General features: G+C 70.2%; 19 protein-coding genes and 1 pseudogene. 8 read left to right on the top strand and 12 right to left on the bottom strand.

Annotated elements, in window-relative coordinates; translation table 11 throughout:
* Position 1 precedes the first annotated feature (1 nt).
* The 10 genes from ABKF58_RS11460 to fliE form a co-directional block, all read right to left on the bottom strand.
* Positions 2-1,048 carry a flagellar hook-length control protein FliK gene (locus ABKF58_RS11460; RefSeq protein WP_482580750.1) on the bottom strand — a complete coding sequence of 349 codons (1,047 nt, stop codon included), beginning with the start codon at positions 1,046-1,048 and terminating at the stop codon, positions 2-4.
* Positions 1,045-1,332 (bottom strand): ABC transporter substrate-binding protein, encoded by a 288-nt coding sequence (locus ABKF58_RS11455; RefSeq protein ID WP_482580749.1) that lies wholly within the window; start codon positions 1,330-1,332, stop codon positions 1,045-1,047. Before ABKF58_RS11455 ends, ABKF58_RS11460 begins: the two co-directional genes overlap by 4 nt.
* On the bottom strand, positions 1,319-1,711 hold the full coding sequence (fliS, locus tag ABKF58_RS11450) for a flagellar export chaperone FliS (protein ID WP_482580748.1): 393 nt from the start codon (positions 1,709-1,711) through the stop codon (positions 1,319-1,321). The genes ABKF58_RS11455 and fliS overlap by 14 nt, the downstream gene beginning before the upstream one ends.
* Positions 1,712-1,737: 26 nt before the next feature.
* Positions 1,738-3,072 (bottom strand): flagellar filament capping protein FliD, encoded by a 1,335-nt coding sequence (fliD, locus tag ABKF58_RS11445; protein ID WP_482580747.1) that lies wholly within the window; start codon positions 3,070-3,072, stop codon positions 1,738-1,740.
* Positions 3,073-3,147: 75 nt separating this feature from the next.
* Positions 3,148-3,591, bottom strand: coding sequence for a flagellar export protein FliJ (gene fliJ, locus ABKF58_RS11440; protein ID WP_482580746.1), 444 nt, complete (start codon positions 3,589-3,591; stop codon positions 3,148-3,150).
* Positions 3,588-4,898 carry a flagellar protein export ATPase FliI gene (fliI, locus tag ABKF58_RS11435; RefSeq protein ID WP_482580745.1) on the bottom strand — a complete coding sequence of 437 codons (1,311 nt, stop codon included), beginning with the start codon at positions 4,896-4,898 and terminating at the stop codon, positions 3,588-3,590. Before fliI ends, fliJ begins: the two co-directional genes overlap by 4 nt.
* Positions 4,899-4,900: 2 nt before the next feature.
* Positions 4,901-5,623, bottom strand: coding sequence for a flagellar assembly protein FliH (gene fliH, locus ABKF58_RS11430; protein ID WP_482580744.1), 723 nt, complete (start codon positions 5,621-5,623; stop codon positions 4,901-4,903).
* Entirely contained in the window at positions 5,620-6,669 is a 1,050-nt protein-coding gene (locus ABKF58_RS11425; RefSeq protein ID WP_482580743.1) for a flagellar motor switch protein FliG, read from the bottom strand. Before ABKF58_RS11425 ends, fliH begins: the two co-directional genes overlap by 4 nt.
* On the bottom strand, positions 6,653-8,347 hold the full coding sequence (gene fliF, locus ABKF58_RS11420; protein ID WP_482580742.1) for a flagellar basal-body MS-ring/collar protein FliF: 1,695 nt from the start codon (positions 8,345-8,347) through the stop codon (positions 6,653-6,655). The genes ABKF58_RS11425 and fliF overlap by 17 nt, the downstream gene beginning before the upstream one ends.
* A 14-nt stretch (positions 8,348-8,361) precedes the next feature.
* The gene (gene fliE / locus ABKF58_RS11415; protein ID WP_008954381.1) at positions 8,362-8,703 is read right to left on the bottom strand and encodes a flagellar hook-basal body complex protein FliE; all 342 of its coding nucleotides are present in this window, start codon (positions 8,701-8,703) and stop codon (positions 8,362-8,364) included.
* Between the two features lie 766 nt (positions 8,704-9,469).
* On the opposite strand from fliE, the gene ABKF58_RS11410 reads away from it, so the two are divergent.
* The 7 genes and pseudogenes from ABKF58_RS11410 (at position 9,470) to ABKF58_RS11380 (ending at position 13,153) form a co-directional block, all read left to right on the top strand.
* Positions 9,470-9,832 carry a FliM/FliN family flagellar motor switch protein gene (locus ABKF58_RS11410; RefSeq protein ID WP_482580741.1) on the top strand — a complete coding sequence of 121 codons (363 nt, stop codon included), beginning with the start codon at positions 9,470-9,472 and terminating at the stop codon, positions 9,830-9,832.
* A gap of 3 nt (positions 9,833-9,835) precedes the next feature.
* Positions 9,836-10,195, top strand: coding sequence for a flagellar motor switch protein FliN (gene fliN / locus ABKF58_RS11405; protein ID WP_482580740.1), 360 nt, complete (start codon positions 9,836-9,838; stop codon positions 10,193-10,195).
* Entirely contained in the window at positions 10,192-10,950 is a 759-nt protein-coding gene (gene fliP, locus ABKF58_RS11400) for a flagellar type III secretion system pore protein FliP (RefSeq protein WP_482580739.1), read from the top strand. Before fliN ends, fliP begins: the two co-directional genes overlap by 4 nt.
* A gap of 1 nt (position 10,951) precedes the next feature.
* Positions 10,952-11,224, top strand: a complete 273-nt coding sequence (fliQ, locus tag ABKF58_RS11395; RefSeq protein ID WP_482580738.1) for a flagellar biosynthesis protein FliQ — start codon at positions 10,952-10,954, stop codon at positions 11,222-11,224.
* A 13-nt stretch (positions 11,225-11,237) separates the two neighbouring features.
* A pseudogene (locus ABKF58_RS11390) lies at positions 11,238-11,435 on the top strand (flagellar biosynthetic protein FliR); the annotation flags it as partial.
* A gap of 82 nt (positions 11,436-11,517) precedes the next feature.
* On the top strand, positions 11,518-12,018 hold the full coding sequence (locus tag ABKF58_RS11385; protein ID WP_482580737.1) for a flagellar biosynthetic protein FliR: 501 nt from the start codon (positions 11,518-11,520) through the stop codon (positions 12,016-12,018).
* Positions 12,011-13,153, top strand: a complete 1,143-nt coding sequence (locus ABKF58_RS11380; protein ID WP_482580736.1) for an EscU/YscU/HrcU family type III secretion system export apparatus switch protein — start codon at positions 12,011-12,013, stop codon at positions 13,151-13,153. Before ABKF58_RS11385 ends, ABKF58_RS11380 begins: the two co-directional genes overlap by 8 nt.
* A 2-nt stretch (positions 13,154-13,155) precedes the next feature.
* On the opposite strand, the gene ABKF58_RS11375 is transcribed toward ABKF58_RS11380, so the two are convergent.
* Positions 13,156-13,365, bottom strand: a complete 210-nt coding sequence (locus ABKF58_RS11375; protein ID WP_482580735.1) for a hypothetical protein — start codon at positions 13,363-13,365, stop codon at positions 13,156-13,158.
* Here ABKF58_RS11375 and ABKF58_RS11370 point away from each other — a divergent pair.
* A complete protein-coding gene (locus tag ABKF58_RS11370) occupies positions 13,349-15,241 on the top strand; it encodes a flagellar biosynthesis protein FlhA (protein ID WP_482580734.1) in 1,893 nt (630 codons plus the stop codon). The genes ABKF58_RS11375 and ABKF58_RS11370 overlap by 17 nt on opposite strands.
* A 147-nt stretch (positions 15,242-15,388) precedes the next feature.
* On the opposite strand, the gene ABKF58_RS11365 is transcribed toward ABKF58_RS11370, so the two are convergent.
* Complete coding sequence (locus ABKF58_RS11365) at positions 15,389-16,006, bottom strand: hypothetical protein (RefSeq protein ID WP_482580733.1); 618 nt, start codon at positions 16,004-16,006, stop codon at positions 15,389-15,391.
* Positions 16,007-16,022: the final 16 nt, after the last annotated feature.

Below are 16,022 nucleotides of genomic sequence, written 5' to 3'. Positions count from 1 at the left end.
CTCAGCCCTGCGCCAGCGCGAACGGTGCAAAACCATCGCCGCCGACCTCGGCCAGCGCGCGTCCCGGGCTGCGGCCGTCCGGCGCGCCGTCGCGCCCGGAGCGGCCCTGCCCCTGTCCCTGGTGGCCGCCGGGCGCACCTTCGCGCACTTCCACCGCCACCTGGGTGTACTGCCGTGCCGACAGGTCCTGGCGTAGCGCGTCGCCGATCGCCTGCAGCTGGCGCACCACCTCGCCGTGCGAGGCCACCAGCTGCACCGTCAGGGCGCCGGCCTCGTGGCGGATGGCGATTTCCAGCGAGCCGAACGACGGCGGGTCGAGGCGGATCAGCGCACGGTCCATGCCGTGCGTGCTCTGCACCGCCAGGCGCTCGCCCAGCGCGGCGCGCAGCGACTCGCCCCAGCGCGCCGGCTGGCCGGCGGGCAGCGAGAGCGGCGCCCATTCCGGCAAGGCCGCGCGCGGCTCGACGCCCTGGGCGTGGACGAACCAGCCCGGCAGCGGATTCGGCGCCGGGCTGCCGGCCAGCGGTGCGGCGCTGCCATCCTGCGTGGCCAGGCGCAGTGGGAGCCCGGCCGGGAGCGGGGATTGCGCGTCAGCCGGCAGCGCAGGAACGGTGCCAGCGGCGGAGGCCAGGCTGTCGCGCGCCGAGGCCGGCACGCTGCCCGCCGCCACGCCGGCCAGGCCCTGGAAAGCGGCAAGGTTGGCCGAAGGCAACGGCGGGGTAAGCGGGAGCGGCGGCAGCAGCAGCGACAAGGGCGTGACCGGCACGGTCGGCAACGCCGTAGCGGCCGGCTCCTGCTCGCTGTGATGGCGCTCGTCGTCCGGACCGGCATCGGTAGTCGTCGGGGGGGACGCGGTGCCCGGTGCCGGCGCTGCCGGGGCGGGCACCGGCAGCACCGCCGCCAGCAGCGCCGCGGCGAAGTCGGCCGGCGCGGCGGAGTCGGGGGACGCGGCGGGGGTCGCGGCGGGCGCTACCGCCGCGACGGCGACGGGTTCGGCGGAACGGGTTTCCGCCAGCGGTACGGTGGACAGGGTGGGCAAGGTCGTCATGCGCCCTCCCATTGCCGGGCCTGGGCGTAGGCGAGCTGGCCTTCGCGTTCCCGGCTCAGCAGCGCGAGGCGCTGTTCCAGTTCGGCTCCAGCCGTGCTGCCGGCCGCCAGGATTTCGCGGTAGAGCGCGCAGAAGCGCGCGAGGCGGACGGGCTCGATGGCCGCCGGCGCGCCGGCCAGCCACGCCGACAGCCGTGCGTCCAGCGCCGTCAGCCGCTCCCAGTCCTGCGCCGCCAGGGCCACGCGCAGGGCGCTTTCCAGGTGATCGAGTTCAGGCGGCTTCATGCTGATCGCGCACTCCCATCCAGCCGCCCTTGAGCGTGCCCAGCAGGCCGACGACCTCGTCCAGCGCCGCCACGTCGAGCTCCACGCTGGCATGGTAGAGGCGGAAGGCGCAGTAGTCGTAGAGCCGCGCCGGGTCGGTCACCACCTCGCCGCCCGACTCGAAATCCAGCGCGCTGGAGAGGCCGTTGAGGATGTTGATGCACTTGGTGATGCTGTCGCCCTTCTGCTCGAAACGCTGGCCCTCCAGGTGGCCGCGGGCGCGCGCCAGCTCTTCCAGCAGGCCGTCGAACAGCACCAGCACCAGCTGCACCGGCGAGGCGGTGGCGGTCTGCGCTTCCAGGTTGACCGAGTGGTAACTGCGGTAGGCTTCGTAATCCAAGGTGGCTTCCTGTCGTCGGTTACGGGTTACTGGCTGAAGTAGCTGTTGAGCGAATCCAGGGTCTGGCTCATCTGCGCCTGCATGGTCTGCAGCTGGGTGAACTGCGCCAGGTAGCGCTTGTAGGCCTGGTCGTACTGGTTATCGATGCGCGTCTGCTGCGCGTCGAGGTCGTTCTGCATGCGCTGCGCGCTGTCCTTGCGCTGCGTGATCAGGCCGCTGCTGGCGTTGAGCCACTTGTCGAGGTAGCTGCCGGCCTGGGCGAGCAGGCCGTCGGCGTTGCTGCCGTTGAAGAAGCCGTCGAGCGCGGTGGGCTGGTTGGCCAGGAGCTTGTCGAGCTTGCTGCGGTCGAGCGACAGCGTGCCGTCGCGCGCGGCGGTGATGCCCATGTCGGCCAGGCGCACGCCACCGAAGCTCTGGCGGATCAGGGTGTTGAGATGGTCGCGCAGCGAGCGCACCCCGGCGTCGGTGGCGAACGGCCCGGCCTTCTGGTCCTTGTCGGCGCCCCCGGCAGCGGTCAGGCCGCCCAGCGACTTGAGCAGTGTGTTGTAGGCGTCGACGAAGTTCTGCACGTTGCCGCCGGTGTCGCCGTCGCTGCGCGCCACGTCCAGCGTCAGGCTCTGGCCGGCGCTCATGGCGCCGAAGGTCATGGTGACGCCGCCGATGGCGGTGAAGGTGTTGGAGGCCTGCTGCATCAGCACCCCGCTACCCTGCCCGCCCAGCCAGACCTTGGCGTCCTGCGCGGGGCTCAGTTGCGACGAGGTCGCGAACGCGGTCTGCAGGGCGGCATCGCTGGCCTGGCTGGCGTCGACGCTGATGGTGTTGGCGGCCCCGGTCTTGCCCGAGGTCAGCACCAGGCGCGAGATGCCGTTGGCGGTCAGCACCATGGCGTTGACCTTGCCGGCGTTGCCCGCAGACTGGTTGATGGCCAGGGCGATTTCGCTGGTGGTGAGATTGTGGTCGCCGTCGCGGTCGGCGCTGGCGAGATCGACGCTGAAGGGGTTGCCGCCGAGGCTGACGGTGAGGGTACCGCCGCTGGCGCCGGACACCCCGTCGTACGCCAGCTGCTGCGCACTCGCCAGCTGCTCGACGAACAGCGAGTAGCTGCCGGCCTGGGCCGTGCCGCTGGCGCTGACGGTGCCGGCGTTGCTCTGGCTGAAGCTGGCGCTCATCGCCACCATGCTCTTCTTGGCCGACAGCGTGGTCAGCGCCGAGCGGAAGTCCTGCAGCGCGCTCTGCAGCTTGCTCAGGCCGTCGCTGCGCGCCTTGGCGCTGCTGTTCTGCATCGACAGGCGCTGCTGCGCCTGCTGCACGTACAGGTTGGCCAACTGCGTGGCCATCTGTGTCGGGTTGATGTCGGCCATGGTGTGCTCCTTATCCGGTCTCAATATCTGTTCAAGGCGACCGGAACGGCGGTTTCCTTCAGGCGGCGTGAATAATCACACCGTGCCGCGGCCGCGCCACCACGCCTGGCCGGCGAAGTCGTCGCTGTACTTCTGCTCGCGCCGGGCACGCTCGCTGGCGAGCCGTGCGGCGGTGTCGTCGCGCACCTGCGCCAGCGCCTCGCGCCGCAGCGTGGCCGCCGCCAGCGCGCGCTGGCTCACCGCGGCATCGGCCTCGGCCAGGTTCAGATCCTGTTGCTGCGAGGCCATCAGCTGCAGCAGCGCCCCCTTGTAGCCGGCGCAGTTGAGCGCCAGCGCCGGCGAGGCGGTGGCCGCGCTGGCGCCGCTCTGGCCGCACAGCTCGCCCATGCGCTCGATGTTGCGGCGGTAGCGTTCCTGCAGGCGGCGCTTGGCGACGAGCTCGGACTCCAGGCGTTCCACGTCGTTATCACGCAGCCGCACCATCAGCTGCAGGCGGTGCAGGGCTTCTTGCTGTTTCATGATGCGGACAGTTCCTCGAGTTGCTGCAGTGTCGCGCCGTAGGGCGCCGCGACGGCGGCGTCCTGGCGCAGGAAACGTTCGATGAGCGGCATCCGCTGCACCGCGCGGTCGGTCTCGGCGTCGGCGCCGGGCACGTAGCCGCCCAGCGGGATCAGCGCGCGCACCTCCTGGTAGCGCGCCCACAGCCCGCGCAGGGTGCGCGCCGCCTCGCGCTGGCTCGCCCCGGCCACCAGCCCCATGCAACGGCTGACCGAGGCGGCAATGTCGATGGCGGGGTAGTGGCCGCGCTCGGCCAGCCCGCGCGACAGCACGATGTGGCCGTCGAGGATGGCGCGCGCGGTGTCGACCACCGGGTCCTGCTGGTCGTCGCCTTCGGCCAGCACGGTGTAGATCGCGCTCATGCTGCCCTCGCCCTCGCCGTTGCCGGCGCTTTCGGCCAACGTCGGCAACAGCCCGAACACCGACGGCGGGTAGCCGCGCGTGGCGGGCGGCTCGCCCAGCGCCAGCGCCACCTCGCGCTGCGCCATAGCGTAGCGCGTGAGCGAATCGACCAAGAGCAGCACGTGGCGCCCCTGGTCGCGGAAATGCGCGGCGATGGTGTGGGTGAGCTCGGTGGCCTTGAGCCGCATCAGCGGCGACTCGTCGGCCGGCGCCACCACCAGCACCGCCTTGGCCAGGCCCTCGGCGCCGAGTGCGTGCTCGACGAACTCGCGCACCTCGCGGCCGCGTTCGCCGATCAGCCCGACCACCACCACGTCGGCCTCGGTGTGGCGGGTGATCATGCCGAGCAGCACGCTCTTGCCGACACCGCTGCCGGCGAACAGGCCGACGCGCTGGCCGCGCCCGAGCGTCAACAGGCCGTTGATGGCGCGCACGCCGACGTCGAGCGGGGTATCGACCGGGCGCTTTTTCAGGGGATTGACGCGCGGCGGATGCGCCGCCAGCGGGTGCTCGCCGCCGAGGCGGCCCAGCCCGTCGAGCGGCTCGCCCAGGCCGTTGACGATGCGCCCGAGCCAGGACGGGCCGATGAACAGCCCGGCGGCGTCCGGCGCCGGCTGCACGCGCGCACCGGTGGTCAGGCCGACCGGCTTCTTGAACGGCATCAGGTAGGACACCTCGCGCTTGAAGCCGACCACCTGCGCCTGCAGCCACTCGCCGGCGGCGGTTTCGATCAGGCAGCGCTGGCCGGTCTCGAGCGGACAGCCGACGCTCTCCAAGAGCAGGCCGGAGGCCCCGACCAGGCGGCCGGTGACGGTCGCCACCGGCACGTTGTCGAGTTCCAGCTTTTCCAGCGCGGCGCGCAGCATACTCAGACCTCCGCCACGGCGCCGGTCGCGGCCGTGCCACTGGGCGCGGTCAGCGGCGCAGCCGCGCCCAACTGCTCGCGCACCTTGTCGAGGCAGGCCTCCAGGCGCTGCTGACAGCCGGCGTCGGCTTCGCTCTCGGCAGTGCGTACGCGGCACTCGCCGGCGGCCAGCTTGGCGTCCGGCACCAGGCGCCAGCGCACGGCGCGCTCCGGCGCCAGTTCGCGGATGCGCGCGCATTCCTCGGCGTTGAGCAGCACCTCGACCTCGCCGCTCACCGGCGGCAGCGCGGCCAGCGTCTCCTCGACCAGGTCGAGGATCTGCGCCGGCTTCAGCGTCAGCTCGCAGCGGATCACCTGGCGCGCCACCTTGGCCACCAGCTCGACCACGTCCTCGCGCAGCGCGCCCTGGTAGTCCTCGCAGGTGCGGCGCATCGCCTCGGCCGCGGCGGCGAGCGGGGCAGCCAGGCCGTCCAGCTGCACCAGCACCTCGCGCCGCGCCGCCTCGAAACCCTGCGCGCGGCCTTCGGCCAACCCCTGGGCCAGGCCGGCGTCGCGCCCGGCCTGCTCGCCGGCGGCCACGCCCTCGCGGTAGCCGGCGTCCATGCCCTGGCGGAAACCGTCGGCGACCGAGGCCTGCAGTTGCGCGGCATCGTCACCGTGCGGGCCGGGCGCGGCGGACGGGGCCTGGAGCAACGGCGGAAAACGGAACGGGCGCCAGTGCTTCACTCGACCACTTCCTCGGGGAACAGCTGCAGGTCGATCTCTCCGGCATCGGCCAGCGCCTTGACCTGCGCCATGATCTCGCGCCGCACCTCTTCGACGCGGCTTTTCGGCACCGGGCCGGAGCGGCGCATCATGTCCTCGAAGCTCTGCGCCTGGCGGCGCGGCATGGTCTGCACGATGGCCTCGCGCACCGCCGGCTCGGCGCCCTTGAGCGCAATAGCCCACTGTTCCAGCGCCACCTCCTCGGCGATGCGCATCAGCACCGTCTCGGTCTGGCGCGACAGCACGAAGAAGTCGTACATGCGCGCCTCGATCTCGCCGACGATATCCGGGTCGTGCGCACGCAACAATTCGATCATGCGCGCGCGGTCGCCCGGCAGGCGGTTGATGATGTCGGCGGTCTGCTGCATGCCCTCCACCGCGGTGCTCTGCGTGTGCAGGCTTTCCAGGCAGCGGTTGACCAGCTCTTCCAGCTCGAGCAGGAGGTCGCGGTCGACGTCCTTGAGACGGGCGATGTTGACCAGCACGCGGTCGCGGTTTTCTTCCGGCAGCACCTCCACCACCCGGCCCGCCAGCGCCGGCGGCAGGAAGGCGAGGAACACCGCCTGCATGCGCACGTGCTCGCTGCCGATGCGGTCGGCCAGCCACTGCGGCGAGACCCACTGCAGGCGCGCCATCTTGGGACGGATGGCATCGCCGTAGATGTTGTCGAGCACGCTGTTGGCGATGTCGCTGCCCAGCGCCAGGTCGAGCGAGCGCTTGAGGAAGGAGCGGCTGGCGCCGTGCACCCCGCTCTGCTCGCGGTATTCGTCGAAGAATTTCTGGATCGCGCCCTTGACCGAGTCCACCTTGATGCCGCTCAGGCCCGACATCTCCTGGGTGACCGCCAGCAGCTCCTCGCGCGACAGGCAGCGCAGCACGCCGGCGGCCGGCTCCTCGCCCATGCACAGCAGCAGGATGGCGGCCTGCTGCACCGGGGTCATCGCGGCGGGATCGGCCGGCAGGTTGGCCGAAGCGGCGCTCGCGCCGGGCTTACTGGTTTCTTCCATCTTTCTGCACCCACTGTTTCACCACCTCGGCCACACGCTCCGGTTCCTTGGCGGCCAGACCCTTGAGATGGTCGACCAGCACGTCCACCGACGAACCCGCCGGCGGCAAATCGTAGTTCTCCAAGAGCGGCATCACCGGGCTCGCGCCGGTGGGCTGCCCCTCCGGCAACGCCAGCGGGCGGCCCTGCGGCGCCGCGCCGGCCGGCTGCTCGTCCGGCTCCAGCAGCAGCGGCTCCGGCTGCCCCTGGCCCGCCAGCGGCACCAGCGCCCCAGCGGTCTGCGGCCGGCTCGCCCACTGGCGCAGAATCTTCAACAGCGGGCGCGCGATCAGCAGGTAGCCCAGCAGCAGCGCCACGCCGTAGGCCAGCCAGCTGGCGCCGTCGAGCAGGGTGTCGCGCTGCTGCCACCACGGCTCCAGCGCCACCTGGCCGGGGAAGTTCATCGCCGTCACCGCCAGCGCGTCGCCGCGCTCGGCCTTGATGCCCAGGCCGTTGCGCAGCACCTTGTCGACGTTGGCGAGCTGCTCCGCCTGCCAGCCGCCCTTGGCCGGCGCGGCGGCCTGGTTCAGCACCACCGCCACCGACAGCCGAGAGAGCCGGCCGCGCGCATGCTTGATCTGCATGATGCTGCGGTCGTAGGCGTACTGGCGCGTCACGGCGTTCTTGCTGTTGCCGCCGACGCTCTCCTGCGCCGGCGCAGAGGAATCGGTATTGATCGGACGGTTGCTGAGCGAACCGGGAATGCCCAGCGCCAGCTTGTCGTTGGATTTTTCCTCGCGCGACGCCTCGTTGGTGATCTTGGGCGCCTCGCCGTACTTCTCGCGCGTCTCCTCGACGCGGTCGTTGTCCACCTCGGCGGTGATGCTCACCTTGAAGTTGTCGGCGCCGACCACCGGGGTCAGCAGCGCCCGCACGTTCTCCAGCGCCTCCTCGCGGTAGCGCTTGGCGGCGTCGCTCTCGGCGGCGGGCTGGCCGCCTTCGGCCAACTCGATGCGCGACGACAGCAGGTTGCCGGCCTGGTCCACCAGCGTCACCTTGGCCGGGTTCAGGGTCGACACGCTGCCCGCCACCAGGTTGACCACGGCGGCGATCTGCTCGTTGGAGAGCTGCCGCCCCGGCTTCAGCGTCACCACCACCGAGGCCGAGCCCTTGTCCTCGCCGGCGGTGACGAAGGACGAGGAGCGCGGCAGCGACAGGTGCACGCGCGCCGCCTGCACCGGCTCCAGCGCCAGGATGCTCTGCGTCAGCTCACCCTCCAGGCCGCGACGGAAACGCACGTCCTGCACGAACTGGCTGACGCCGAGCGGGTCGTTCTTGTCCAACAGCTCCAGCCCGGCCGGCAACTGCGCCACCACGCCCTTGGCGGCGAGCGCCATGCGCACGCGCCCTAGGTCGGCGTCCGGTACCAGCACCTGGCCGGTCTGCGGGTGAAGGCGGTAGGGAATCTTCTCGGCGTCGAGCACCGCCATCATGTCGGCGGCGACCACCTTTTCCTGGGCGCCGAACACCGGCTTGTAGCGGGCATCGTCGCGCCACAGCCAGAACGTCACCGCCAGCGTCAGGCCAATGGCCAGCACCAGCAGCGGCAACAGGGTGCGGACGGCAGCGGCGGGCATGGCCGGGCGGCGGGCGGCAAGGCCGCGCCACGAGGCCAGGCCGGAACGGAGTTGAGCTATCACGTCGGACCTGCGCTTCAGATGGGCATCTTGATCAGGTCGTCGACGGCGCCGACCACCTTGTTACGGACCTGCATCAGCATCGAGAACGACAGGCTGGCCTCCTGGCTCAGCATCATCGCCCCGACCAGGTCGTCGCTCTTGCCGCTGTCCACCTCGGCCATCTTGTCGTTGGCGGCGCGGGTCTGGGCGTCGACCTCGCGCACCGCCCCCTGCATCGCCTGCGAAAAGCTCGACGCCGCCGGCGCGGCGTCCAGTCCGGCCGGCTCGGCGGCGGCCGCCACCTTGGTCAGCCCCGACATGTCGCGGAGCAGTTGCGTCTGGTCGGCGTTGATCATCACGCCCAGGGATGGAGTCATGCGGAATTCCTTGCGGTACAGGGCCGTTGGCAGGGCCGGAACTGGCGGAGCCTAATCCGTATCTTCCCCAGCCTATCCTTGGCAAATTTCCGGGCAGTTTAAACTTTTGCTTACTGATAAGCGCCGTGAATTTTCACAACTGCTTATGTGAATTTTCACCTCCCAGTGCCACGGCCATTCAGTAAGATGCGCGATCATTTGTCCCGCCGCGGCGCGCCCGCCGCCGGCCGGCCCCGCAACCCGAACAGACCTGCCATGCCCAAGTCCAGAATCCTTCCTCCCGCCGACGGAGCCCGCTTAGCGGCGCTGGACCCGACCACGCTGGGACGCCCCTTCCATCTGCTGCCGGCGTTCCTGCGGCTGGTGGAACAGGAACTGGCCGACTTCGTCGCGCACGAGCTCAACGCCCGTTACCGCGCCCAGTTCCAGTTCAAGGGCGTGCAGGCCGGCCAGGCCGACCTCGACCCCGAGCGCCGCACCTGGCACCGCCTCGACGGTGCCGGCATCGGCGTCAACGTGGCGCGCCCGCTACTGCTGCGCATCCTCGACTACCGCTACGGCGGACGCGCCAGCCCGGCGCTGCCCGCCGCCCAGCCGCCGCGCGAAACCGAAACCGAACGGCGCCTGGCGCGCATGCTGGGCGAGCGCCTCACCGCGCGCCTGGTGCAGGCGGTACGGCGCCTCGCGCGCCGCCCGCTGCCCACGCTCAAGGCCCCCCCGGCGGTGGAGACCCTGCCCTTCCCCCGGCGACGCGCCGGCCTGGCACATGCAGCTGACGCTGGGCGAAGCCGGCAGCGGCGGCGCGAGCCAGATCGGCCTGGCGCTGGACGCGGCGGTGTTCGCCCAGGTGCTGCGCCAGCTGCCGCTGCAGGCGGCGCTGCCGGGCCCGGCCGCGGGCAAGACGCTGGCGCGGCCGTTTGCCGAACAACTGTCGATCCGGCTGTCGGCGCGCCTCATGGAAAAGCGCCTGACGCTGGGCGAAATCCTCGACCTCCGGGTCGGCTCGGTGCTGCCGGTCAGCCTGCAGCAGCAGGCCGACGTCTACATCGGCCGCACCCGGGTATTCACCGCCGCGGTGGCCGAAAGCCACGGCAAGCTGTGCCTGACCTCATTCGACGATGCGGAGTAAGCAATGGAACTGAACGACGATTTCGACCTGGACGGCATGCTGAAGGATATCGATGCCGCGCCAGCGGACCACGCCCCCGCCAGCGCGGCGCCGGCCCGCCCGGCACGCGACATGAGCCACTTCCTGCGCAAGATTCCGGTCACGCTGACGCTAGAAGTCGGCAGCGCCGACATCTCGCTGGCCGACCTGGTGAACATCGGCCAGGGCTCGGTGCTGGAACTCGACAAGCTGGCCGGCGAGCCGCTCGACATCAAGGTCAACGGCTCGGTGATCGGCCGCGCCGAAGTGGTGGTGGCGGGCGACAACTACGGCCTGCGCGTGGTCGAACTCAACGACCTCGACCTCGACACCCTGGCGCCATGATCCCCCCGCGACACCGCCTGCCGCGCCTCGCGCTGGCCACCGCCCTGCTGCTGGCGACGGCGCCGGCCTGGGCCGCCGACACGCTCAAGCTGCTGTCCGCCAACGCAGGCGGCACCCCGGTCGACTTCACGGTCAAGACCCAGATCCTGATCATCATGACCCTGCTCGGGCTGTTGCCCGTGCTGATGCTGATGATGACCAGCTTCACCCGCTTCGTGATCGTGCTGTCGCTGCTGAGGCAGGCGCTCGGCCTGCAGCAGGGCCTGCCCAACCGCCTGGTGACCGGCGTGGCGCTGATCCTGACGCTGTTGGTGATGCGCCCGGTCGGGCTGGAGGTGTGGAACAAGGCGATGCTGCCGTTCGACCAGGACAAGATCACCATGCAGCAGGCGCTGGACGTGGCGCAGCAGCCGATCTCGCGCTTCATGCTGGCGCAGACCAGCAAGGCGGCGCTGGCGCAGGTGGCCAAGCTGTCCGGCGAGGAGAACGTGGCGCGGCCGCAGGACCACGCCTTCGCCGTCAAGCTCGCCGCCTTCGTGCTGTCCGAACTGAAAACCGCGTTCCAGATCGGCTGCATGCTGTTCATCCCCTTCCTGGTGATCGACCCGGTGGTGTCCAGCGTGCTGATGGCGATGGGCATGATGATGCTGTCGCCGCTGGTGATCTCGCTGCCGCTCAAGCTCCTGATGTTCGTGCTGGTGGACGGCTGGTCGCTCACCGTCAACACCCTCGTCACCTCGATCCAGGCCTACTGACATGCTCACCCCCGATATCGCGGTCGACCTCGTCAACGACAGCCTGCGCGTAGTGGTCACCCTAGTGGTGCTGCTGGTGCTGCCGAGCCTGATCGTCGGTGTCGTGGTCAGCCTGATCCAGGCCGCCACCCAGATCAACGAGCAGACGCTGTCCTTCCTGCCGCGCCTGTTGATCACGCTGGGCACCATCGCGCTCACCGGGCACTGGATGACCGGCCTGCTGATGGACTTCTGCATCGACATGTTCCACCGCGCCGCCACGCTGGTGGGATGACGGGCGCGCCGCCATGACCGGCCTGTTCGCCGACCTGATCCAGCTGCTGCCGGCCCTGTGGTGGCCGTTCTGCCGCTTCCTCGCCGCGCTCGCCGTCGCCCCGCTCAGCGGCGAAGGCATGACGCCGGCGCGCGTGCGCGTCGGCGCCGCGCTGGCGCTGGCGGTGGCGTCGCTGCCGGCGCTGCGCGGCATGCCGGCGATCGACCCGTTCTCGCTGTACGGCATCGCCGTCACCGTCGAGCAGGCCATCATCGGCCTGATCTTCGGCACTGGCGTTCCAGCTGGTGATGGCGGTGCTGTCGCTGCTGGGCTTCCTGGTGTCGTCGCAGATGGGGCTGTCGATGGCGGTGATGAACGATCCCGGCAACGGCAACTCCTCCGACGTGGTCTCCACCCTGCTCTACCTGTTGGGTGCCATGGTGTTCTTCGCCGTGGACGGTCACCTGGTGCTGATCCAGGTGGTGTACACCAGCTTCAAGGCCTGGCCGGTCGGCAGCGGCATCGACGCGCTGTCGCTCACGACGCTGGCCAACAGCGTCGGCTGGGTGCTGGCGGCGGCCATCCTGCTGGCGCTGCCGGCGGTGTTCGCCACCTTCGTGGTGCAGATCGGCTTCGGCCTGATCAACCGCGTCGCCCCCGCCCTCAACCTGTTCTCGCTGGGCTTCCCGGTGGTGACGCTGTTCGGCCTCGGCACCCTGGGGCTGATCGTGCGCTTCGTGCCGGAGCAGTACCTGCGCCTGTCCGGGCAGCTGCTGCAGATGCTCGACGGCATGCTGGGGCACGGCCATGGCTGAGACGCGCGGCGGCGACAAGACCGAAAAGGCCACTCCGCACAAACTGCGCCAGGCGCGCCAGCAGGGCCAGGTGGCGCGCTCGCGCGACATGGCGAGCGCCATCGGCCTGCTCGTCGCGCTCAAGCTCGCCTTCCTGTCGATGCCGGGCTGGCTGGACGACTTCCGCCGCCTGTTCGCGCTGTCGTTCGCCACACTGTCGGGCCAAGGCGCCCTGGGCAACACCTGGTCGATGCTGTTCTCCGGCACGCTGACGCTGCTCGTCAAGATGATCCTGCCGCTCGCGGTGATTCCGCTCCTGGTGGCGACGGTGTCGCTGTTTCCGGGGGGCTGGGTATTCGTCATGAAACACTTCCAGCCGCGCTTCGACCGCCTCAACCCGCTCGCCCACTTCGGCCGCATCGCCTCACCGCAGCACGCCAGCGACATCGCCAAGTCCATCGTCAAGGCGCTGGTGCTGGGCGCGGTGCTGTACCACGTCAGCCGCGGTGCGGCGCAGGACTTCTTCGCGCTGCAGGGCGTGCCGCTCGACGAGGCGCTGAGCCGCGCCGCCAGCCTGCTGATGGACGCGCTGCTGGCGCTGACCGCGGTGTTCATCGCCTTCGCGCTGATCGACCTGCCACTGCAGACCCTGCTGTTCCTGCGCCAGCAACGCATGAGCAAGCAGGAGATCAAGGACGAGTACAAAACCACCGAAGGCCGCCCCGAGATCAAGCAGCGCGTGCGCCAGCTGCAACTGCAAATGGCGCAGCGCGGCGTGCGCAAGTCGGTGCCCACCGCCGACGTCGTGATCGTCAACCCCAGCCATTACGCCGTGGCGCTCAAATACGACGAAGGCCGCGCCGAGGCACCGTTCATCATCGCCAAGGGCATCGACGAGATGGCGCTCTACATCCGCCAGGTGGCGGCCGAGCACGCGGTGGAGGTGCTGCCGATCCCGCCCCTGGCGCGCGCCGTCTACCACACCACCCAGGTCAACCAGCAGATTCCCGCCCCGCTCTACCGGGCGGTGGCGCAGGTGCTGACCTATGTTCTGCAACTGAAGGCGTTCCGCGCGGGTTCGCGGCATAGCCGGCCGGAATTGCCGGCCGAGCTGCCCGTCCCGCACGAGTTGGCCGAACCCCGAAATCCAGCATGAAGTCACTGTCCCGCCTGTTCGCCGAAATCGCCCGCCACAAGGTGGCCGCGCCGCTCTACCTGCTCGCCATCCTGGCGATGGTGATCCTGCCCTTGCCGCCGTTGATGCTGGACGCCCTGTTCACCTTCAACATCGTGCTGGCGATCATCGTCATTCTGGTCAGCGTGTCGGCCAGTGCGGCCGCTGGACTTCTCGGTGTTCCCCACCATCATCCTCGCCACCACGCTGATGCGCCTCACGCTCAACGTCGCCTCCACGCGCGTGGTGCTGCTCAACGGCCACCAGGGCACGGCGGCGGCCGGCCGGGTGATCGAGGCCTTCGGCCACGTGGTGATCGGCGGCAACTTCGTGGTCGGCCTGGTGGTGTTCGTGATCCTGATGATCATCAACTTCGTGGTGGTGACCAAGGGCGCCGAGCGCATCTCGGAGGTGTCCGCGCGCTTCACGCTGGACGCCCTGCCCGGCAAGCAGATGGCGATCGACGCCGACCTCAACGCCGGCGTCATCAACCAGGAAGCCGCGCAGCAGCGCCGCCGCGACATCGCCAACGAGGCCGACTTCTACGGCGCCATGGACGGCGCCTCCAAGTTCGTGCGCGGCGACGCCATCGCCGGCATCCTGATCCTGATCATCAACCTGTTCGGCGGCGTGGCGATCGGCGCCCTGATGCACGACATGGGCTTCGCCGACGCCTTCCGCCAGTACGCGCTGATGACCATCGGCGACGGCCTGGTGGCGCAGATCCCGGCGCTGCTACTGTCGTCCGCCGCCGCCATCATCGTCACCCGCGTCAGCGACTCCGGCGACATGCAGGAGCAGGTCGGCTCGCAGCTGTTGGCCTCGCCCACGGTGCTGCTGTCCGCCGCCGGCATGATGTTCGTGCTGGCCATCATCCCCGGCATGCCCTGGCCGACCTTCCTCGCCTTCGCCGCCCTGCTCGCCTTCGTCGGCTGGCGCCTGCGCCGCGCGGGCGAGCATGCCCCGGCCGCGGCCGACCCGGCCAAGGTCCACCAGGCGCTGCTGGCCGACGGCGAAATCGAGCTGGAGTGGAACGCCCTGCCCTACGTCGAGGTGCTGTCGCTGACGCTGGGCTACAAGCTGGTCGGGCTGATCGACAAGGCGCAGGGCGCGCCGCTCAGCAAGCGCGTCAAGGGCGTGCGCCAGACCCTGAGCGAGAGCATGGGCGTCCTGCTGCCGGCGGTGACGGTGCGCGACGACCTGCGCCTCAAGCCCTCGCAGTACGCCATCGCCATCAACGGGGCGACGTTGGCCGAAGCCGAGGTCTACGCCGACCGCCTGATGGCCATCCCCTCGCCCGAGGTGTACGGCCAGCTCGACGGCCTCCCCGGCATCGACCCGGCCTACGCCATGCCGGTGACCTGGATCGCGCCGGACGACAAGGCGCGCGCGCTGGGGCTGGGCTACCAGGTGGTGGACTGCCCCAGCGTGATCGCCACCCACCTCAACAAGGTGATGCGCGAAAACCTGGCCGAGCTGTTCCGCCACGACGACGTCGCCGCGCTGGGCGAGCGGCTGTCGGCGCTGGCCCCCAAGCTCTCCCAGGCACTGACCCAGGCGCTGGGGCCCAGCCAGCAACTCAAGGTCTTCCGCGCCCTATTGACCGACACCGTGTCGCTCAAGGACATCGTGCCGATCGCCACCACCCTGGTCGAAGCCGCCGACACCAGCAAGGACCCGATCATGCTGGCCGCCGAGGTGCGCAGTGCGCTCAAGCGCCAGATCGTGCAGGGCATCCTGGGGCCGCGCGGCGAGATGAAGGCGTTCAACCTCACCGCCGAGCTGGAAAACCTGCTGCTGGGCGCACTGTCGCAGGCGCAGCAAACCGGCAAGCCGGCGCTCGACAGCTTCCCGATCGACCCCAACGTGCTGCAGCAGCTGCAGGTCAACATGCCGATCATCCGTGACCAGATGAAACAACACGCCACCGCGCCGATCCTCTTGGTGATGCCGCAGATCCGCCCGCTCCTGGCGCGCTACGGCCGGCTGTTCGCCCCCGGTCTCAACGTGCTGTCCTACAACGAAGTACCGGAAAACCGCGAAGTCAGCCTGATCGGCACGCTGGGCTGAACGGTACGGAGGGGAAGACACGCAGGATGGAGGCTAAAACGTTAGAGGGTGCAGCGCAGCACAGCCCCACGCGCGCCTCCCGACAAGCAGACAGCAGCGAACTAGCCTCCCCCACAGAAACATAGGCTGGGTGCAGCACATCGCCCCCTAAACCAGCCCGGCCGGCGTGCCGCCCTGCACCGATTCCGGCGGCGGGCAGAGCAACAACATCACTTCCGCCGCCACGGCAAACAGCGCCAGCGACACCCGCCTCGCCTCGAGCAGGCTGACGCCGTGGCGCCCCAGCGCCAGCCCCGGCAGTACATCCCGTTCGCCGATATGGCAGGCGACAAGATGCAGCCCGGTACGCTCCACCGCCTGGCGAATCGGCTCGCGCCACGCCGCCAGCCACCGGCAGCCCGCGGCAGACGCCACCAACACCAGAACCACGCCCGCTGGCTGTAGACGCAGCCGCAGCCGCATCCAGCCGAGCTCCGGCAAGGTCGCCTCCAGCAGCAGATCCAGCGTGTCGTCGTCCGACGCCTCGTCCTGCCCCGGCACGGCGTCTTCCACGCTCAAGGCCAGCGCCGGCCCGCCCCACAACCACAACGGCAGGCTCAGCGGCAACGGGGCTTCGGCCAACGTTTGCCCCCGCAACCCGGCCAGCGCCAGTTGCGGCGCGGCCAGCAGCAAGGCGCCGGACAGATGGCTGCCGCCTTCCTGCCGGAAGCGCGCCGCGCTGACGGCCAGCTTGCCCAGCAAGGCCTCACGCCAATCGCCCCCCAACTTCGCCGCATCCGGA

The sequence above is a fragment of the Pseudogulbenkiania sp. AW2-16 genome, from assembly GCF_056824575.1.
The sequence above is the reverse complement of the archived record's forward strand: the minus strand, read 5'-3'. Positions and strand labels throughout refer to the sequence as shown.

Excerpts from the sequence above, each read along its gene's own strand:
- fliD (WP_482580747.1), bottom strand. The coding sequence starts at position 3,072 with ATGGCCGACATCAACCCGACACAGATGGCCACGCAGTTGGCCAACCTG.
- ABKF58_RS11375 (WP_482580735.1), bottom strand. The coding sequence starts at position 13,365 with ATGATGGTGGGGAACACCGAGAAGTCCAGCGGCCGCACTGGCCGACAC.
- fliJ (WP_482580746.1), bottom strand. The coding sequence starts at position 3,591 with ATGAAACAGCAAGAAGCCCTGCACCGCCTGCAGCTGATGGTGCGGCTG.
- fliN (WP_482580740.1), top strand. The coding sequence starts at position 9,836 with ATGGAACTGAACGACGATTTCGACCTGGACGGCATGCTGAAGGATATC.
- ABKF58_RS11425 (WP_482580743.1), bottom strand. The coding sequence starts at position 6,669 with ATGGAAGAAACCAGTAAGCCCGGCGCGAGCGCCGCTTCGGCCAACCTG.
- fliI (WP_482580745.1), bottom strand. The coding sequence starts at position 4,898 with ATGCTGCGCGCCGCGCTGGAAAAGCTGGAACTCGACAACGTGCCGGTG.
- fliE (WP_008954381.1), bottom strand. The coding sequence starts at position 8,703 with ATGACTCCATCCCTGGGCGTGATGATCAACGCCGACCAGACGCAACTG.
- ABKF58_RS11460 (WP_482580750.1), bottom strand. The coding sequence starts at position 1,048 with ATGACGACCTTGCCCACCCTGTCCACCGTACCGCTGGCGGAAACCCGT.
- fliQ (WP_482580738.1), top strand. The coding sequence starts at position 10,952 with ATGCTCACCCCCGATATCGCGGTCGACCTCGTCAACGACAGCCTGCGC.
- ABKF58_RS11455 (WP_482580749.1), bottom strand. The coding sequence starts at position 1,332 with ATGAAGCCGCCTGAACTCGATCACCTGGAAAGCGCCCTGCGCGTGGCC.
- ABKF58_RS11380 (WP_482580736.1), top strand. The coding sequence starts at position 12,011 with ATGGCTGAGACGCGCGGCGGCGACAAGACCGAAAAGGCCACTCCGCAC.
- fliP (WP_482580739.1), top strand. The coding sequence starts at position 10,192 with ATGATCCCCCCGCGACACCGCCTGCCGCGCCTCGCGCTGGCCACCGCC.
- ABKF58_RS11410 (WP_482580741.1), top strand. The coding sequence starts at position 9,470 with ATGCAGCTGACGCTGGGCGAAGCCGGCAGCGGCGGCGCGAGCCAGATC.